12 protein-coding genes are annotated in these 13,960 nt (G+C 36.6%); all 12 read right to left on the bottom strand.

Annotated elements, in window-relative coordinates:
* Positions 1-150: 150 nt before the first annotated feature.
* On the bottom strand, positions 151-669 hold the full coding sequence (ribH, locus tag EGI05_RS15605) for a 6,7-dimethyl-8-ribityllumazine synthase (RefSeq protein WP_123263954.1): 519 nt from the start codon (positions 667-669) through the stop codon (positions 151-153).
* A 3-nt stretch (positions 670-672) separates the two neighbouring features.
* On the bottom strand, positions 673-1,380 hold the full coding sequence (locus tag EGI05_RS15600; RefSeq protein WP_123263953.1) for a YfgM family protein: 708 nt from the start codon (positions 1,378-1,380) through the stop codon (positions 673-675).
* Positions 1,381-1,572: 192 nt separating this feature from the next.
* Positions 1,573-2,109: an adenine phosphoribosyltransferase gene (locus tag EGI05_RS15595; RefSeq protein ID WP_123263952.1), complete on the bottom strand. Its 537-nt coding sequence runs from the start codon at positions 2,107-2,109 to the stop codon at positions 1,573-1,575.
* Entirely contained in the window at positions 2,110-3,294 is a 1,185-nt protein-coding gene (locus EGI05_RS15590) for a hypothetical protein (protein WP_123263951.1), read from the bottom strand.
* Between the two features lie 50 nt (positions 3,295-3,344).
* Positions 3,345-4,229, bottom strand: a complete 885-nt coding sequence (locus tag EGI05_RS15585; protein WP_123263950.1) for a GLPGLI family protein — start codon at positions 4,227-4,229, stop codon at positions 3,345-3,347.
* Positions 4,230-4,255: 26 nt separating this feature from the next.
* A complete protein-coding gene (locus EGI05_RS15580) occupies positions 4,256-5,287 on the bottom strand; it encodes a hypothetical protein (protein ID WP_123263949.1) in 1,032 nt (343 codons plus the stop codon).
* A 158-nt stretch (positions 5,288-5,445) separates the two neighbouring features.
* Complete coding sequence (locus tag EGI05_RS15575) at positions 5,446-6,777, bottom strand: quinol:cytochrome C oxidoreductase (protein ID WP_123263948.1); 1,332 nt, start codon at positions 6,775-6,777, stop codon at positions 5,446-5,448.
* An 8-nt stretch (positions 6,778-6,785) separates the two neighbouring features.
* On the bottom strand, positions 6,786-7,487 hold the full coding sequence (locus EGI05_RS15570; RefSeq protein WP_123263947.1) for a c-type cytochrome: 702 nt from the start codon (positions 7,485-7,487) through the stop codon (positions 6,786-6,788).
* Positions 7,480-8,001, bottom strand: coding sequence for a DUF3341 domain-containing protein (locus EGI05_RS15565; RefSeq protein WP_047098680.1), 522 nt, complete (start codon positions 7,999-8,001; stop codon positions 7,480-7,482). Before EGI05_RS15565 ends, EGI05_RS15570 begins: the two co-directional genes overlap by 8 nt.
* Entirely contained in the window at positions 7,988-9,385 is a 1,398-nt protein-coding gene (nrfD, locus tag EGI05_RS15560; protein WP_123263946.1) for an NrfD/PsrC family molybdoenzyme membrane anchor subunit, read from the bottom strand. Before nrfD ends, EGI05_RS15565 begins: the two co-directional genes overlap by 14 nt.
* Positions 9,386-9,410: 25 nt before the next feature.
* Positions 9,411-12,479, bottom strand: a complete 3,069-nt coding sequence (locus EGI05_RS15555) for a TAT-variant-translocated molybdopterin oxidoreductase (RefSeq protein ID WP_123263945.1) — start codon at positions 12,477-12,479, stop codon at positions 9,411-9,413.
* Positions 12,480-12,501: 22 nt separating this feature from the next.
* Complete coding sequence (locus tag EGI05_RS15550; protein ID WP_123263944.1) at positions 12,502-13,860, bottom strand: c-type cytochrome; 1,359 nt, start codon at positions 13,858-13,860, stop codon at positions 12,502-12,504.
* Positions 13,861-13,960 lie beyond the last annotated feature (100 nt).

The following is a 13,960-nucleotide window of genomic DNA, read 5'->3' as shown; positions in this document are numbered from 1 at the left end:
AATTTCGCAAAGATAGTTTTTGTAGAGGTTTGATTAATAAAAAAAAATAAAAACGTGCTATTGTTGCATAATTTATATTATTTCCAATTAGCATTAATGAAATAAAAAAAGACCATTAAAAATGGCCTTTCTATTATTATTTATGATCAATTATGCGTTTCCGAAACCGATGTTTCCTTTTTTATCGGAGAGTTTCTTTTTAAAATCGATCATTCTTAAAGCTGTTACAGCTGCTTCAACTCCTTTGTTTCCCAAGTCTCCACCGCTTCTGGCAATAGATTGTTCTTTGGTGTCATCTGTAAGCACACAGAAGATTGTTGGGGTATCTGTTAGGATGTTACAGTCTTTAATTCCCTGCGCTACTGCGGAACATACATAATCAAAATGCGGAGTTTCCCCACGAATAACACATCCGATAGCGATTACTGCATCGTATTTTCTTTCCTTGCAAAGCTGCATGCTCGCATAGTTCAGTTCAAATGCTCCAGGAACCGGAAAAAGTTTAATGTTTCCAGCTTTTACACCTTCTTTTTCAAGAATTTCCAAAGCAGCGTCACGAAGATTGTAGGTTACAAAATCATTCCACTCAGAAAAAACAATGCCGATAGAAAAATCTTCGGCATTGGTTATATGAAGTGGCTTGTAATCTGAAAGATTAACTGTTGCCATATATTAATAATATTTAGTCATTTCAATATAAGAATCAGACATTCCGTTGTCATAATCCTGATACTTTTCATCAATAGTTGCAAAATATTTCTTAGCTTCAGATTTTTTATTTAATCCTAATGCCAGAATACCAGCTTTTCTTGTAAAATAATACGTAGTATAAGGATCGTCAGAAGCAGATGCTGCTTTATCAAGAAGAGAAAGAGCCTCATCATTTTTATTAAGACCTGATTTTGCATCTGCCATTGCGCCATATTTCATAGCCATCAATGCTTTGTTATCAGATGAAAATTTGTCTAAAAGATCGTAGGCTTCCTGGAATTTACCTTCTTTGAATTTCAATAAACCCGCATTATAAGCTGAAAGTTTACCCACTTTTGTAGAAGGATACTCATTGTATGTACCTTTGAATCCAGGGTTGGCTGCAGAGTTTCCTCCTAAAGCTTCTTTATCTTTTCCTTGGCTAAGGTTTTTTTGTGCGGCAAGGAAGCTTTTTACTGCTTCAGCATTTTGAGGAGCCACAATGAATTGCTTATAGGCGAAAAAACCTAATACCCCTAATATCAATACCCCAAAGATGATACTCAACGGTTTTGAATATCTTTCAAGGAATCTTTCAGTATTTAAAGCTTCTTTATCAAGATCTTTAAAAAACTCCACTGTTTCTTTACCTTCTTGCTCGTTCTGAGCATTCTTTGTAAGTTTTGCCATAAATTCTTAAAAATTGAACTGCAAATTTAATTGTTTCTGAATGATTTACAAAATACTTTGCATAGATAATTGATAAATGATAGTCGATAAGTGATAATATTCCTGTTAATTATGAGAATTTTCAAGATATTAAATAAAAATGCTTTGAAAACGAGTTCTCAAAGCACCTGTATCTATAAAGTTTGAAAATCTTTAATATTCTAAAATATGATAGACTTCTGCGCTGAATTTTTTTAGCTTTTCATCTCCATTCAACCCTTTCAATCCAATTAAAAAACTGAATTGGGAAACATTGGCTCCTTGCTTTTCTACAAGTTTAGCTGCTGCTTCTGTAGTTCCTCCTGTTGCCAATAAATCGTCATGGATCAGAATACGCTGTCCTTTCTGGATTTGCCCTTCGCGGGTTTCTATTTCTGCACTTCCATATTCCAGGTCATATTTTTCCGAAATAATGGGTGGTGGAAGTTTTCCTTTTTTCCGGATCAAAATAAATGGAACTTCCAAAGCAACAGCAATTGCAATTCCAAATAAATAACCGCGGCTTTCTATTCCACAAACGGCATCTACCTTTCCCTTACTGAAAGCAACGAGGTCCTCAATCACCTCTTCATACAGTTTAGGGTTCAGGAATATAGGAGATATATCTTTGAACTGAATTCCCGGGATGGGAAAATCAGGAATATTTTCTATGGTTTCTTCTAATTTTCTGATCAGTTCCTGTGAAGCCATTTACGGATTGATTTTATAGCTGGAAATTTTCCAGTCTCCATTTACATTTTTAAGCCCGAAAGTGGCTTTCAGTGAAGTTACTCTTCCATTTTTGTCTGTTACATCGTAAGTAGCATTCACACTTGCATTATTAGGATTGGATGCATTAGTGGTGATATTTTTTACACTTACATTTTTGATAGACCCAAATCCCGAGGTAGGATTGGAGAAAGACTCATAGCTTCCCCAGCTTGGGTTGCTTGAAGCATCAAATGCTGCCTTCAGGTTTTGAGAACTCACATTATTTAAAAACTTGTTTACTGTAGCTTTCGGGTCTGCGGATGGTTGTTTTGGAGTAGCCGGAGTAGCATTCGGGTCTGTAGGGTTGGCTGGATTGGCATTCGGGTTATTAGGATCAATAACTGCCGGATTCTGATTTACAACTGTAGAATCTACTTTTGGCGGCGCAGGAACATTCAATGCAGAAGAATTCACATCTAATCCTATTTTTGACATTTTGAATGTTTTAGCTGTTGTTTTTACTGTTACAGTAATGTCGATTTTATTGTCAACCACCTTTGAAGCAGGAATCGATGAGAATTTTAGATTGAATCCTTTGAAATTATTATCCTGCATTAAGTTTTTAGCTGTTGAAAGTTTCACCCCATTACTGAAAACTTCCAAAGTAGTTTCCAGTCCGGCACCCGTAAATGCAACAGGAGTTCCTGCATTGTCTACCAATCTTGGGATGATCTGGATCGCTGTTGCACCTTCTCCGTTGTCTCCGGTAGGTCTTGTTATGATGCTTAAAGAGTTTGCTTTTATGTCATTAGGATCACTTTCTTTGGCTTTTTCATCCCCAAAAATATTCATCTCTCCTAATGAAGGAGGGGCCGTACTTGCCCATTCAATTCCATTTTTTTGAGCTACCTGATCTGCCATTGCCATGATTTCAGGAACTTTTTTCCCATTGATCAGTTGGCCGAGAGCCTTCAGTTCATTAATGTCTCCGTCTGCTTCTACTCCGAAGGTTTTCAGAATGTACAATGCTTCATTAAACTTGATCTGTTTAATAGTAGGAAGGCTGGATGCCATATCATTAATACTGGACTGTAAGGTCTTGGTATTGGTGGCGTCCACATGATCTTTTTTACATGCTGTAAAAAGCAGCAAACTTAAAATAAGTAGAAAAGAAAACTTTTTCATTTTATTCGGTTTGCTACAAATTTAATAAAATCCTTTACTAGTAGGTATTTTTATTTTCTTTTATTTATTTTTTCCTGTATCTCTATACTATTGTTGTTTTTTGCCAGCTCTTCTTTCATTTTTTTCTCCGCCTCGCGCATCTTCTCTGTTATGGAAGAATTGTCGGGCAGTTCAACACCTGCCGGAAGTTGAGAAAACAGCTGCTTCATACTTGCCAAAGGATCTTTCTTATATTGTTCGTATTTCTCAAGGAATTTTTCTTTTGTAATTTCTTTTGAGCTTGATAGTCCTGACTGCTTAATGAAACCTTCCATATATAGAGTGTCTTTTATATGATCTATTTTCCTATTGCCTTTAAGCTCCCAAGAGTAGTTTTTCTCATTGTCTTCAATTTTTACAATCAATCCCGGAAGTCCATAAAATTTGTAAGGCCCATCCTGGAAAGGAACTTCTGTAGTGAACCATGCCGTCCATTTTCTTCCTCCAAAATCAGTTGTTGCTTTTTGAGTATTATAGATTCCTATTTTTTGTTTCTCATCTGAAATTTTCCAGATAAGATTAGGATTCTCCCGATAAGAATAATAATCCATTAAGATTTGATCTTTATAAGTGATTTCCTGGATGGGATAATTTTTAAAGATCCTATGAACAAATTTCGTTTGCTTTTTTCTTTCCAGGGTCTTTGTATCTGGCATATTACCGTTTTTCATTGATTCTGTTATCATGACGTTGCCCAATGAATCCAATGCAATAAACTCGTAAGACTGGTAGACAGATTTGTTCTGATCAATGTCTAAAGTCATCATTTCTTTTTCCAGTTTTACAGAATCTTTATTGGGTTTATAGGTTAATTCATAGAAAAACCGGTTCGCCGTATTTTGTGCATTGATTACGGCAAAAAAGAAAATGAATACTATTTGAAGATTTTTTTTCATAACTATATATTTTGAATCTATAATTATTATTTAACTGCTGCTGTTCTGGAATTTTGTTTCTCTTTTAGATCATCTTTGAAATATGAACTGAAAACAGTCTGCATATTTGGAAATGAAGAATCTTCCCAGAAATTATTCTGATAGTTACTGTTGTTGGCGCTGAATTTTATTTTTTCTATATCATTGTTGTTCCCGAAATCTAATTCTGTAGGATAGAAGTTACTATAAACAACTACTGCATTATATTCGGGTTCACTTTTATGTTTTAATTTTAAAAATTCAATTTCATTATACTCCAGAAGGTCTTTCAGTGTTTTTTTGGAATCTTTTTCATAGGCAATATTTAGAATGCTTCTGAAATCAAAGAATCGATAACCGAATAAAGCAAATTCCTTTTTTTGTAATGCTTCTCCGGTAATTTCAACTTCATCTTTACGATTACCTTTTAGTTCTTTAAATCTTGTATTCTTGGTTTTATATTCTTCTACATTGCCTACATTTTTAATTTTCGGAACTTCTAAGAAAGTGCCATAATCCCAGGATGAAAGCTGCTTTCTATCCATATTTACGTTTTCTAATCTGAAAATTCTGTATTGTTCAATGTGTGTGCTTTTTAGTTTTTTAGATTTATTATCAAAAATGTAGGTAACAACTCCATCCGCATAACAATTCAGTTTATTATTGAGCGTCACATAGGTATTGAAGTTTCCTTTCACAAAAACATATTTTGCGGGTTTATTATTTTTAATAACAACCGCTTCGATCTCTTTTACTTTGTCATCTATTTTAATGATTTCTTTATCAAAATCAGAATAGGAAAGGGTTGCAATGGGATAGTTGTCATAAACCAGCTGAAACTTTTCCTGTGAAGGTGCTAAAGCTTGCCTATCAATTTTACCATCGATATCGGAATACGCTAAAATGCTTCCGTCTTTTCCGAAGACTGAAACTTTGGGTAAGGGTTTGTTGGTGTTTTCAGAAATGAAAGTAATGGTTTGTGCATTAATAAAGTTTGCAATGAATAAGAGCACAATGTATAACAGATAATTTCTTTTCATAAGAGTAAGTTTTAATAGTTATCAATCCGAAGTCTAATGATAAGACACCTAAATTTTAAAAAGGTTGCCTGAAAACAGTTTTTACTCAAAGAATATCCATAAAAAAAGACTGATTTCTTAAAAATCAGTCTTTTATTGTTTTATTTTGTTACAAGTCCTTAGAAAGGATACTCATAAATTTCAGATTCGTGTAAGTAAGGGTTTCCAGTTGGGATTAACTTCAACTTAGATAGTGCAGATAATACAGTGAACATGAATAGTCCCGCTACGAATAGGATAGCTCCTAAGATCAAGATGAATACTTCAGGATTTTTCCAGTATGGGCCTACTGTTCCAGGCATTACCATATTGAAGTAATCTAAGATATGTCCTAAAAGAACTACTACAGCCATAGTTGTTACTACTTTGTAGTTTCTCTTGATGCTGCTACTTACCAATACCAATAGTGGTAATAAGAAGTTGATGATCAACATTGGTAAATATGTAGGAGAGTAGTGCTGGAATCTTCCAAAGAAGTAATTAACCTCTTCCGGAACGTTTGCATACCAGTATAACATGAATTGAGCAAACCATGTATACGTCCAAAGCATACTTGTTGCGAAAAGGAATACTCCTAAATCGTGTAAGTGGTTATCATTGAACTGAGGTAAGAATCCGTTTTTCTTCAAGTAAACACTTAAAAGAATAATTACAGCGATTCCACTTGACAGGCAGCTTACCATTGAATACCAAATATACATGGTAGAATACCAGTGAGGGTCAATAGACATCAACCAGTCCCAAGCCCAAGCAGCAGAACAGAATCCGAAGAATACGATGTATCCAACAGCCCATCTGTAAAGCATTTGATAGTCTACTCTTGATTTTGTCTCGTCTACTTTCTTAGTCATAGCTTTTAATTTCCATGCAAAGAACGATGCTCCCACTACATAAAGAATAGTTCTGAATGCGTAGAACGGAATATTTAAGAACTTTTTCTTTTCGAATAAGATGGTGTCAAAATGTGGAGAGTTTGGATCTGTCAATTCAGGGTCCATCCAGTGGAATAGGTGCCCATTATGAGTAATGTTTAAGATCATTAAGATGATCAAAATAGCACCACCATAAGGAATATAAGAAGCGATAGCTTCCATTACTCTTGTAATGATGATTGGCCAACCTGCGTGGGCAGCGTGCTGAATACAATAAAAGAATAATACAGCACAGCTCACTCCAAAGAAAAAGACAGCTACAAAATGCAGCGATGCCAAAGGCTGGTTATGAACCTGTAAAGTTGCATGTTCCAAATGAGCTGTGTGATCCTGAGGACCTACCATTTCACTGGAGTGAGTAGGTGCATTGTGTCCTGAAGAATGAACAGCCTCCATCATGTGTTCAATTTGTTCTGTAGTGATTCCTTTGTTCATAAAGAAACCAATAGCAAATAAAATTAAACCTACAGCAAGGAGTATTATAGAGGTTGATTTTAATTTTGGTGAAAAACTATACATTTCTTTTCTTATTTTTTAGTTTCGGTAGTAGTTTCAGGTTTAGCTTCTGCTGTTGTCGCTGTAGCTGCTGCCGGTGCTGCTGCTCCTTTTTTGAAAGCATTCATCACATACATTGCTACTCTCCATCTGTCTCCAGGGGTCAATTGCCCTGCATAAGATCCCATTGCATTTCTACCGTTTGTTATTACATAATGAACAGATCCTACAGTAATTTCTCTATCAGCATAGTTTGGTACACCTGAGAAAGCACCGCTTTGTACAATTGGTCCCTGTCCATCTCCTCCTACACCATGACATGCGGCACAAGTACGCTCGAACAACATTTTCCCTCTTTCAAGATCTTTAGCTGCATTTGCAGGATTTAAAGGAGAAGTAGTTAATGTTTTCGATGCATCATAGCCTGCATTATACTGATCTGGGTTTTTAGGAAGTAAACTTTCTTCAAAAACACCATCTTTATTTTGAGCTACTGATCCTTCTACTGGAGAAAGACCTGTTGCACCATTATTTTTTACAAAGGCAGGAATTTCATTTTCATGATCTGAATAAGCATCCTGAGCTTTCATCAATGGATCATAAGCTACCGGAAAGTACATATCCGGGAAATATACCAATGGTACATTTTCTTTTGGTCCGCAAGAGTTAAGTAAAACTGTTGTTAAACCTAAAACTGCTGTAATTTTTAATACATTCTTTTTCATTTTAAGCATCTTTAACAGTTATTTCTTCAACTCCAGTTTCAATGAGTAACTGTTTTACAGATTCTACATCTTCAGTTACGAATTCCATCATGAATTTATCATCAGTAGTTCTAGGATCCGGGTTTTGTGCCGGAGCTCCAGGATACATTTTATTTCTTACTAAGAAAGTCAATGACATCATGTGAGCAGCACAGAATACCATTAATTCGAACATTGGAACTACGAATGCAGGCATATTGTGTCCCCAGTCGAATGCTGGTTTACCCCCAATATTTTGAGGCCAGTCGTGGTTCATTACATACCATGTTAATGTTGCACCAATCGTAACCCCATAACAAGCATAGATGAAAGCGGCATCAGAAATTCTTGTTTTCTTTAACCCTAAAGCTTTATCTAGTCCGTGAACCGGAAACGGAGTATAAACTTCGTTAATTTTGATTCCTTTATCGTTGAATGCTTTAACGCCGTTCATTAAATCGTCGTCATCAGCATAAAGTCCGTATACAATTTTAGTGGTGCTCATCTCCTTCTTTTGCTTTATAAGTTTCACCTGAGATTTTCAAAATCGATTTTAATTCAGCCTGTGCAATTACAGGGAATGTTCTTGCGTACAATAGGAATAATGTAGAAAAGAATCCGATTGTTCCTAAATATACTCCCACATCAATGATTGTTGGCTTAAACATCGTCCATGATCCTGGTAAGTAGTCTCTTGAAAGGTTGATAACGATGATATCAAAACGCTCAAACCACATACCGATGTTGATGATTAACGCAACGATGAATGTCCAGATAATATTCGTTCTTAGTCTCTTGAACCAGAAAGAAGCCGGAATAACAAGGTTACAGATGATCAATGACCAGAAAGCCCACCAGTAAGGTCCTACAGCAGCACCCGGAGATAGATAAGTAAAGTCTTCAAATCTTGACCCGGAATACCATCCGATGAAATATTCAGTTGCATAAGCTACAGTAACCATACCACCTGTTACAATGATTACAATGTTCATAATTTCGATATGATACATAGTAATATAGTCTTCCAAGTGACAAACCTTTCTCGCTACTAACAATAATGTTTGTACCATTGCAAATCCTGAGAAGATTGCTCCGGCAACGAAGTAAGGAGGATAGATCGTAGAGTGCCATCCTTTAATTACCGAAGTGGCGAAGTCGAAGGATACGGTAGTGTGTACTGAGAATACAAGTGGAGTTGCTAAACCTGCCAATACCAAAGATAATTCTTCAAATCTTTGCCAGTGTTTTGCTTTACCACCCCAACCGAATGCTAGGAATGTATAAATTTTTCTAGTCCAAGGCGTTTTAGCTCTGTCTCTGATCATTGCAAAGTCAGGGATCAATCCCATGAACCAGAATACTGTTGATACTGAGAAATACGTAGAGATCGCAAATACGTCCCAAAGTAGTGGAGAGTTGAAGTTCCCCCATAGAGAACCGAATTGGTTCGGTAAAGGGAATACCCAATATCCTACCCAAACTCTACCCATGTGAATTACCGGGAAGATAGCCGCCTGTACAACCGCAAAGATCGTCATCGCCTCTGCTGATCTGTTTACAGACATTCTCCATCTCTGTCTAAATAATAATAATACCGCTGAGATTAAGGTTCCGGCGTGACCAATACCTACCCACCATACGAAGTTAGTAATATCCCAACCCCAGTTAATAGTTCTGTTAAGTCCCCATGCTCCAATACCTGTTCCGATAGTATAAGCGATACACCCGAATCCATAGATGAATAGAACTAAGGCTGCATATAATGAGATCCACCATAATTTACCTGCTCTTTCTTCGATAGGTCGTGCAATATCTTCTGTGATATCGTGATAAGTTTTGTGACCAATAATTAGAGGTTCCCTTATCGGAGCTTCGTAATGTCCTGACATTTTTTACCTATTTATTATTTAAACTTTATTTTTCTACTCTGTTTCTTACTTTAGTATGATAGAACACGTTTGGTTTTGTTCCGATCTCTTCAAGTAAATAATATCTTCTGTTGCTGGAGTATAATTCTCTAACTTCAGACTCTTTGTCATTCATGTCTCCAAACTTGATGGAACCTGTAGAACAAGCTTTAGCACAAGCTGTCTGGAACTCTCCGTCCTTCACAATTCTATTCTCTTTTTTAGCTTCAAGAATAGTAGCCTGAGTCATTTGGATACACATTGAACATTTCTCCATAACCCCTCTTGTTCTAACCACTACGTCAGGGTTTAGTACCATTCTTCCAAGATCGTTGTTCATGTTGAAATCGAACTTGTCATTCAGGTTATAAGTAAACCAGTTGAAACGTCTTACTTTATATGGACAGTTGTTTGCACAATATCTTGTACCGATACATCTGTTGTAAGCCATGTGGTTCTGACCTTGCTTACTGTGTGAAGTAGCCGCTACCGGACATACTGTTTCACATGGAGCGTGGTTACAGTGCTGACACATTACTGGCTGGAAAATCACATCAGGATTTGTTGCAGGGTGATCTAATGCTCCCTCGCTGGTAAGAAGAGGAACTCTGTTTCCATAAAGTTCAGGAACAGCCATACCTTCTTTTAATCCTTCATATACCTCAACTTTCTCTTGAGTAGAGTAGTAACGGTCAATTCTTAACCAATACATATCTCTCGACATTCTGATCTCTTCTTTACCAACAACAGGAACGTTGTTTTCAGCCTGACAAGCAATAATACATGCTCCACAACCTGTACAAGAGTTCAAGTCGATTGATAAGTTGAAGTGAGGTCCATCCGTATCATCGAAAGCATCCCAAAGGTCAATCTTTCTTGCCGGAAGAGCTCCGCTGATCGTATGATATTCCAAAGGCTTATTCCATCCTTTATGTTCGTCATCAAATGCTACGTTTAAGAAATCAGCTAGAGGAACTTCCTTAGCGATCTCATAACGTCCCATTAATGTATTTTGAAGCTGGATACCTGCAAATTCATGATCTTCACCTGTCTTTTCTAATTTAACATTAGATACAATTAAGTTAGAACCATCAAATAAAGGATAAGCATTTACTCCTGTATCAGCTGTTGCTCCTGAGTTTTTCTTACCATACCCAAGTGCAAGACCTACAGATCCTTCAGCTTGTCCAGGTTGAATGAATACAGGAACGTTTTCTATTTTTACTCCACCTACAGTAAGATTCACGATGGAACCGTCTAACTGCATTCTTGCATTAAGATCATTTTCGATTCCTAATCTTTCTGCATCTTTTAGAGAAATTGTCAAATAGTTATCCCAAGACATTCTTGTGATAGGGTCAGGTAATTCTTGTAACCAAGGGTTATTTGCCTGAGTTCCGTCTCCCATAGAAGGCTTAGTATATAATACCAATTCTAGATCAGAAGCTTTGAAGTTGTTCAATTCAGCAATAGCCTGAGCAGCATTTCCTCCTGCATATGATAATGTTGTAGCATTGGCAGAAGCGTTGATACCATTGTACAATGCTTTATTGAAAGAAGTGCCTGCTAACAGAGAAGTAGCATTCGCCTTTAAATAATCATAATAATTATTAGCAGCGTTGTTTTTACCATTTTTCCAAACCAATAGAGATTCTTCGATCTGTCTTGATTTGTAGATTTTCTGAATCGTTGGCTGCATCAATGAATATGCTCCTGTCTGAGGTTCAATATCTCCCCAAGATTCTAGCCAGTTAGCAACAGGAATTACAGCTTTCGCTGCTTTGTACATTGCATTTTTCTTATCAGCAACTGCAATTACATAAGGAACTTTTGATAATGATTTTTCAAAATCAGCTCCTTTATGGTGAGAGTAGATAGGATCTACATTGTTGGCAATTAATACTCCAACCTGACCTGCATTGATCCATCCTAAAAATTCCTGATATCTTGCTTTATCAAATTCTTTAAGTAAGTTAGCTTTACCAGTGAAAGCTACTGAACCTAATTTTTGGTTAATTAAGTGTGCTAAAACCTGTGCTCCTTTAGAACCATCAGCAAAAACAACAGCTTTGCTTCCTTTTGCCAATATTTCTTTTGCAATTTCAGATGCGGTCTTATCAGAAGTACCACCTCCTACGATTGCGTTGTAAACCTCAACTAATGTTTTGTTTACAGCACTTGGTTTTAAACTGTATCTTGAATCAGCATTAGCACCTGTTAAAGACATGTTTGATTCCACTTGGATGTGTCTCAACATATTTTTTCCCGGTTTTCTAGCTGCTGCGTAAGAAGTTTCTAAACTTGAAGCATTGTAGTCTCCTAAGAAATCTGCTTGGAAAGAAACTACTAATTCAGTAGCTGAAAGATCATAAACCGGTAATGCTCTTTGTCCGAAAACCTCCTGAGCCGCATCAAGCGCTGCAGAGTAAGGGAAAGCATCATAGGTTACTAATTCTGCTGTAGGGTATTTTGCTTTAAATTCAGAAAATAATTTTTTGAAAGTAGGTGAAGGCAAAGAATGAGATAAAAGCACAATCTTCTTTCCTCCTGCCTGAGCTTCTGCCAAACCTTTAAGAACAAAATCATCCACTTTATCGAAAGTTTCGTCTTTACCGTTTAGTTTAGGCTGTTTTACTTTATCATTATCATAAAGAGAAAGTACACTTGCCTGAGCTCTTGCATTGGTTTTACCCAAATCTTTTGCAGCTGGGTTAGGTTCTATTTTAATTGGTCTACCTTCACGAGTCTTTACTAGAACACTAGCAAAGTCGAAACCATCAAAATAAGTTGAAGCGTAATAATTAGGAACTCCCGGAATAATATCATGTGGTTTTACCACGTAAGGAATTGTTTTAATTACGGGTGCTTCACAAGCAGCTAATGTTACCGCTGCAGTAGAGAAACCTAATAATTTTAAGAAATCTCTTCTTGAAGTACTAGATCCGTTCTGTTCAGCATCTCCAAGGAAATCTTCTACCGGAATTTCTTCCTGAAACTCTTTCTGAGCCAGCTTATTGTTTAAAGCCGGATCTTTAAGTTCATGAATACTTCTGAATTGTATTTTGTTTGAAGCCATTTATACTTCTAATTTTTAGTTATTAATAATGACATTTACCACACTCAAGACCTCCAATTGCATCTACAGTAATCTTACCACCATCTTTAGGGTATTGTTTTTTCAACTTGTCATGTAGATTCTTGAAGTATTCTTTATTATAACCGTTGTTCATATCGATCTCTGTAGTTCTGTGGCACTCAATACACCATCCCATTGTGAAATCATTAGCCATCTGAACAACATTCATTGTGTCTATTTTTCCGTGACAAGCTTTACAAACAACATCAATTTTGTTATTTGGATTCTTTTTGTTGAAAGAATTGATGATCGCTTGTTCACCTGCTACAACGTGCTGTGAGTGGTTGAAGTATACGAAATCCGGCATGTTGTGGATTCTTGTCCATTCCACTGGCTGAGTTTTCCCTGTGTACTGTTGTTTTGCAGGATCCCAACCTGTAGCAGCATAGATTTTCTGGATTTCACCATCATAGAATGCTTTGTCTTTTCCTGGCTCCATGTATTTGCCATTATACTCAGAAATAGTTCTGTGGCAGTTCATACAAACGTTCATGGATGGAATCTCAGAAACTTTACCGTATTTAGCACTAGAGTGGCATAATTGACAGTCAATTTTCTGTTCTCCAGCGTGGATTTTGTGTGAGAAGTAGATAGGCTGTTCCGGCTTATATCCTTTGTAAACCCCAATCCACATGATCCAGTTCCAAATTCCATAAGTTGCTAAAATAGCCAGGATTGCTAATAATCCTTTACCTACATAGTGATATTTTTGATAGATTTCACTGAAAGAACGAACTCTAGTTTCGTTAAGTCCTGCTAAGTCTTCAGATTGACCTAATTTAACTAATTGTCTTAGTTTTATTAAGATCCAAACCAATAAACCTGCAATGGCTAAAAGTGAAATAATGACAATGTTTGTAGTAGTTTTGTCTGCTGGTGCAGCAGCTGCAGCATCTCCTGCAGGAGCAGTTTCAGCTGTCTTTTCCGGTTCTGGAGCCGGAGGATTAGTTGTAAACGCTAAGATGTCATCAATATCCTTATCTGAAAGATTTGGAAAAAGCTGCATCTCAGCTTTATTGTATTTTTCAAAAATTTTATTTGCGTATTCGTCCCCGGAAGCTCTTACTTCTTTGTTGTTTTTGATCCACTTATGAAGCCAAGCCGTATCTTTGCCGCCCTCTGTTTTCACTCGTTCTACAACCCCTTTCAAAGGAGGCCCTACAACTTGTTTGTCTAGCGCGTGACATGCTGTACAGTTTGCCTTAAAAAGTTTCTCGCCATTTTTGGGATCGCCGTCTTGCCCGTAAATTGAAGCACTGGTTGATAACAATAAGCCTATTGCAATCAACGTTTGTTTATAATGCTTTCTCCAACTAATCATTTAAATTATCTTATGTTAGTAAATTATTGAACATTCAATCAATTCGGCAAAAATAATGTTTTTAACAGAAATTTAACGGCATATAGAAAAGGGAAAATAT

The organism is Chryseobacterium daecheongense, from assembly GCF_003729955.1.
Classification (GTDB): Bacteria; Bacteroidota; Bacteroidia; order Flavobacteriales; family Weeksellaceae; genus Chryseobacterium; species Chryseobacterium daecheongense.
The sequence above is the reverse complement of the archived record's forward strand: the minus strand, read 5'-3'. Positions and strand labels throughout refer to the sequence as shown.

What these genes read in the sequence shown, in the direction of transcription:
- ribH (WP_123263954.1), bottom strand. Translation starts at nt 669, where the DNA reads ATGGCAACAGTTAATCTTTCAGATTACAAGCCACTTCATATAACCAAT.
- EGI05_RS15600 (WP_123263953.1), bottom strand. Translation starts at nt 1,380, where the DNA reads ATGGCAAAACTTACAAAGAATGCTCAGAACGAGCAAGAAGGTAAAGAA.
- EGI05_RS15595 (WP_123263952.1), bottom strand. Translation starts at nt 2,109, where the DNA reads ATGGCTTCACAGGAACTGATCAGAAAATTAGAAGAAACCATAGAAAAT.
- EGI05_RS15590 (WP_123263951.1), bottom strand. Translation starts at nt 3,294, where the DNA reads ATGAAAAAGTTTTCTTTTCTACTTATTTTAAGTTTGCTGCTTTTTACA.
- EGI05_RS15585 (WP_123263950.1), bottom strand. Translation starts at nt 4,229, where the DNA reads ATGAAAAAAAATCTTCAAATAGTATTCATTTTCTTTTTTGCCGTAATC.
- EGI05_RS15580 (WP_123263949.1), bottom strand. Translation starts at nt 5,287, where the DNA reads ATGAAAAGAAATTATCTGTTATACATTGTGCTCTTATTCATTGCAAAC.
- EGI05_RS15575 (WP_123263948.1), bottom strand. Translation starts at nt 6,777, where the DNA reads ATGTATAGTTTTTCACCAAAATTAAAATCAACCTCTATAATACTCCTT.
- EGI05_RS15570 (WP_123263947.1), bottom strand. Translation starts at nt 7,487, where the DNA reads ATGCTTAAAATGAAAAAGAATGTATTAAAAATTACAGCAGTTTTAGGT.
- EGI05_RS15565 (WP_047098680.1), bottom strand. Translation starts at nt 8,001, where the DNA reads ATGAGCACCACTAAAATTGTATACGGACTTTATGCTGATGACGACGAT.
- nrfD (WP_123263946.1), bottom strand. Translation starts at nt 9,385, where the DNA reads ATGTCAGGACATTACGAAGCTCCGATAAGGGAACCTCTAATTATTGGT.
- EGI05_RS15555 (WP_123263945.1), bottom strand. Translation starts at nt 12,479, where the DNA reads ATGGCTTCAAACAAAATACAATTCAGAAGTATTCATGAACTTAAAGAT.
- EGI05_RS15550 (WP_123263944.1), bottom strand. Translation starts at nt 13,860, where the DNA reads ATGATTAGTTGGAGAAAGCATTATAAACAAACGTTGATTGCAATAGGC.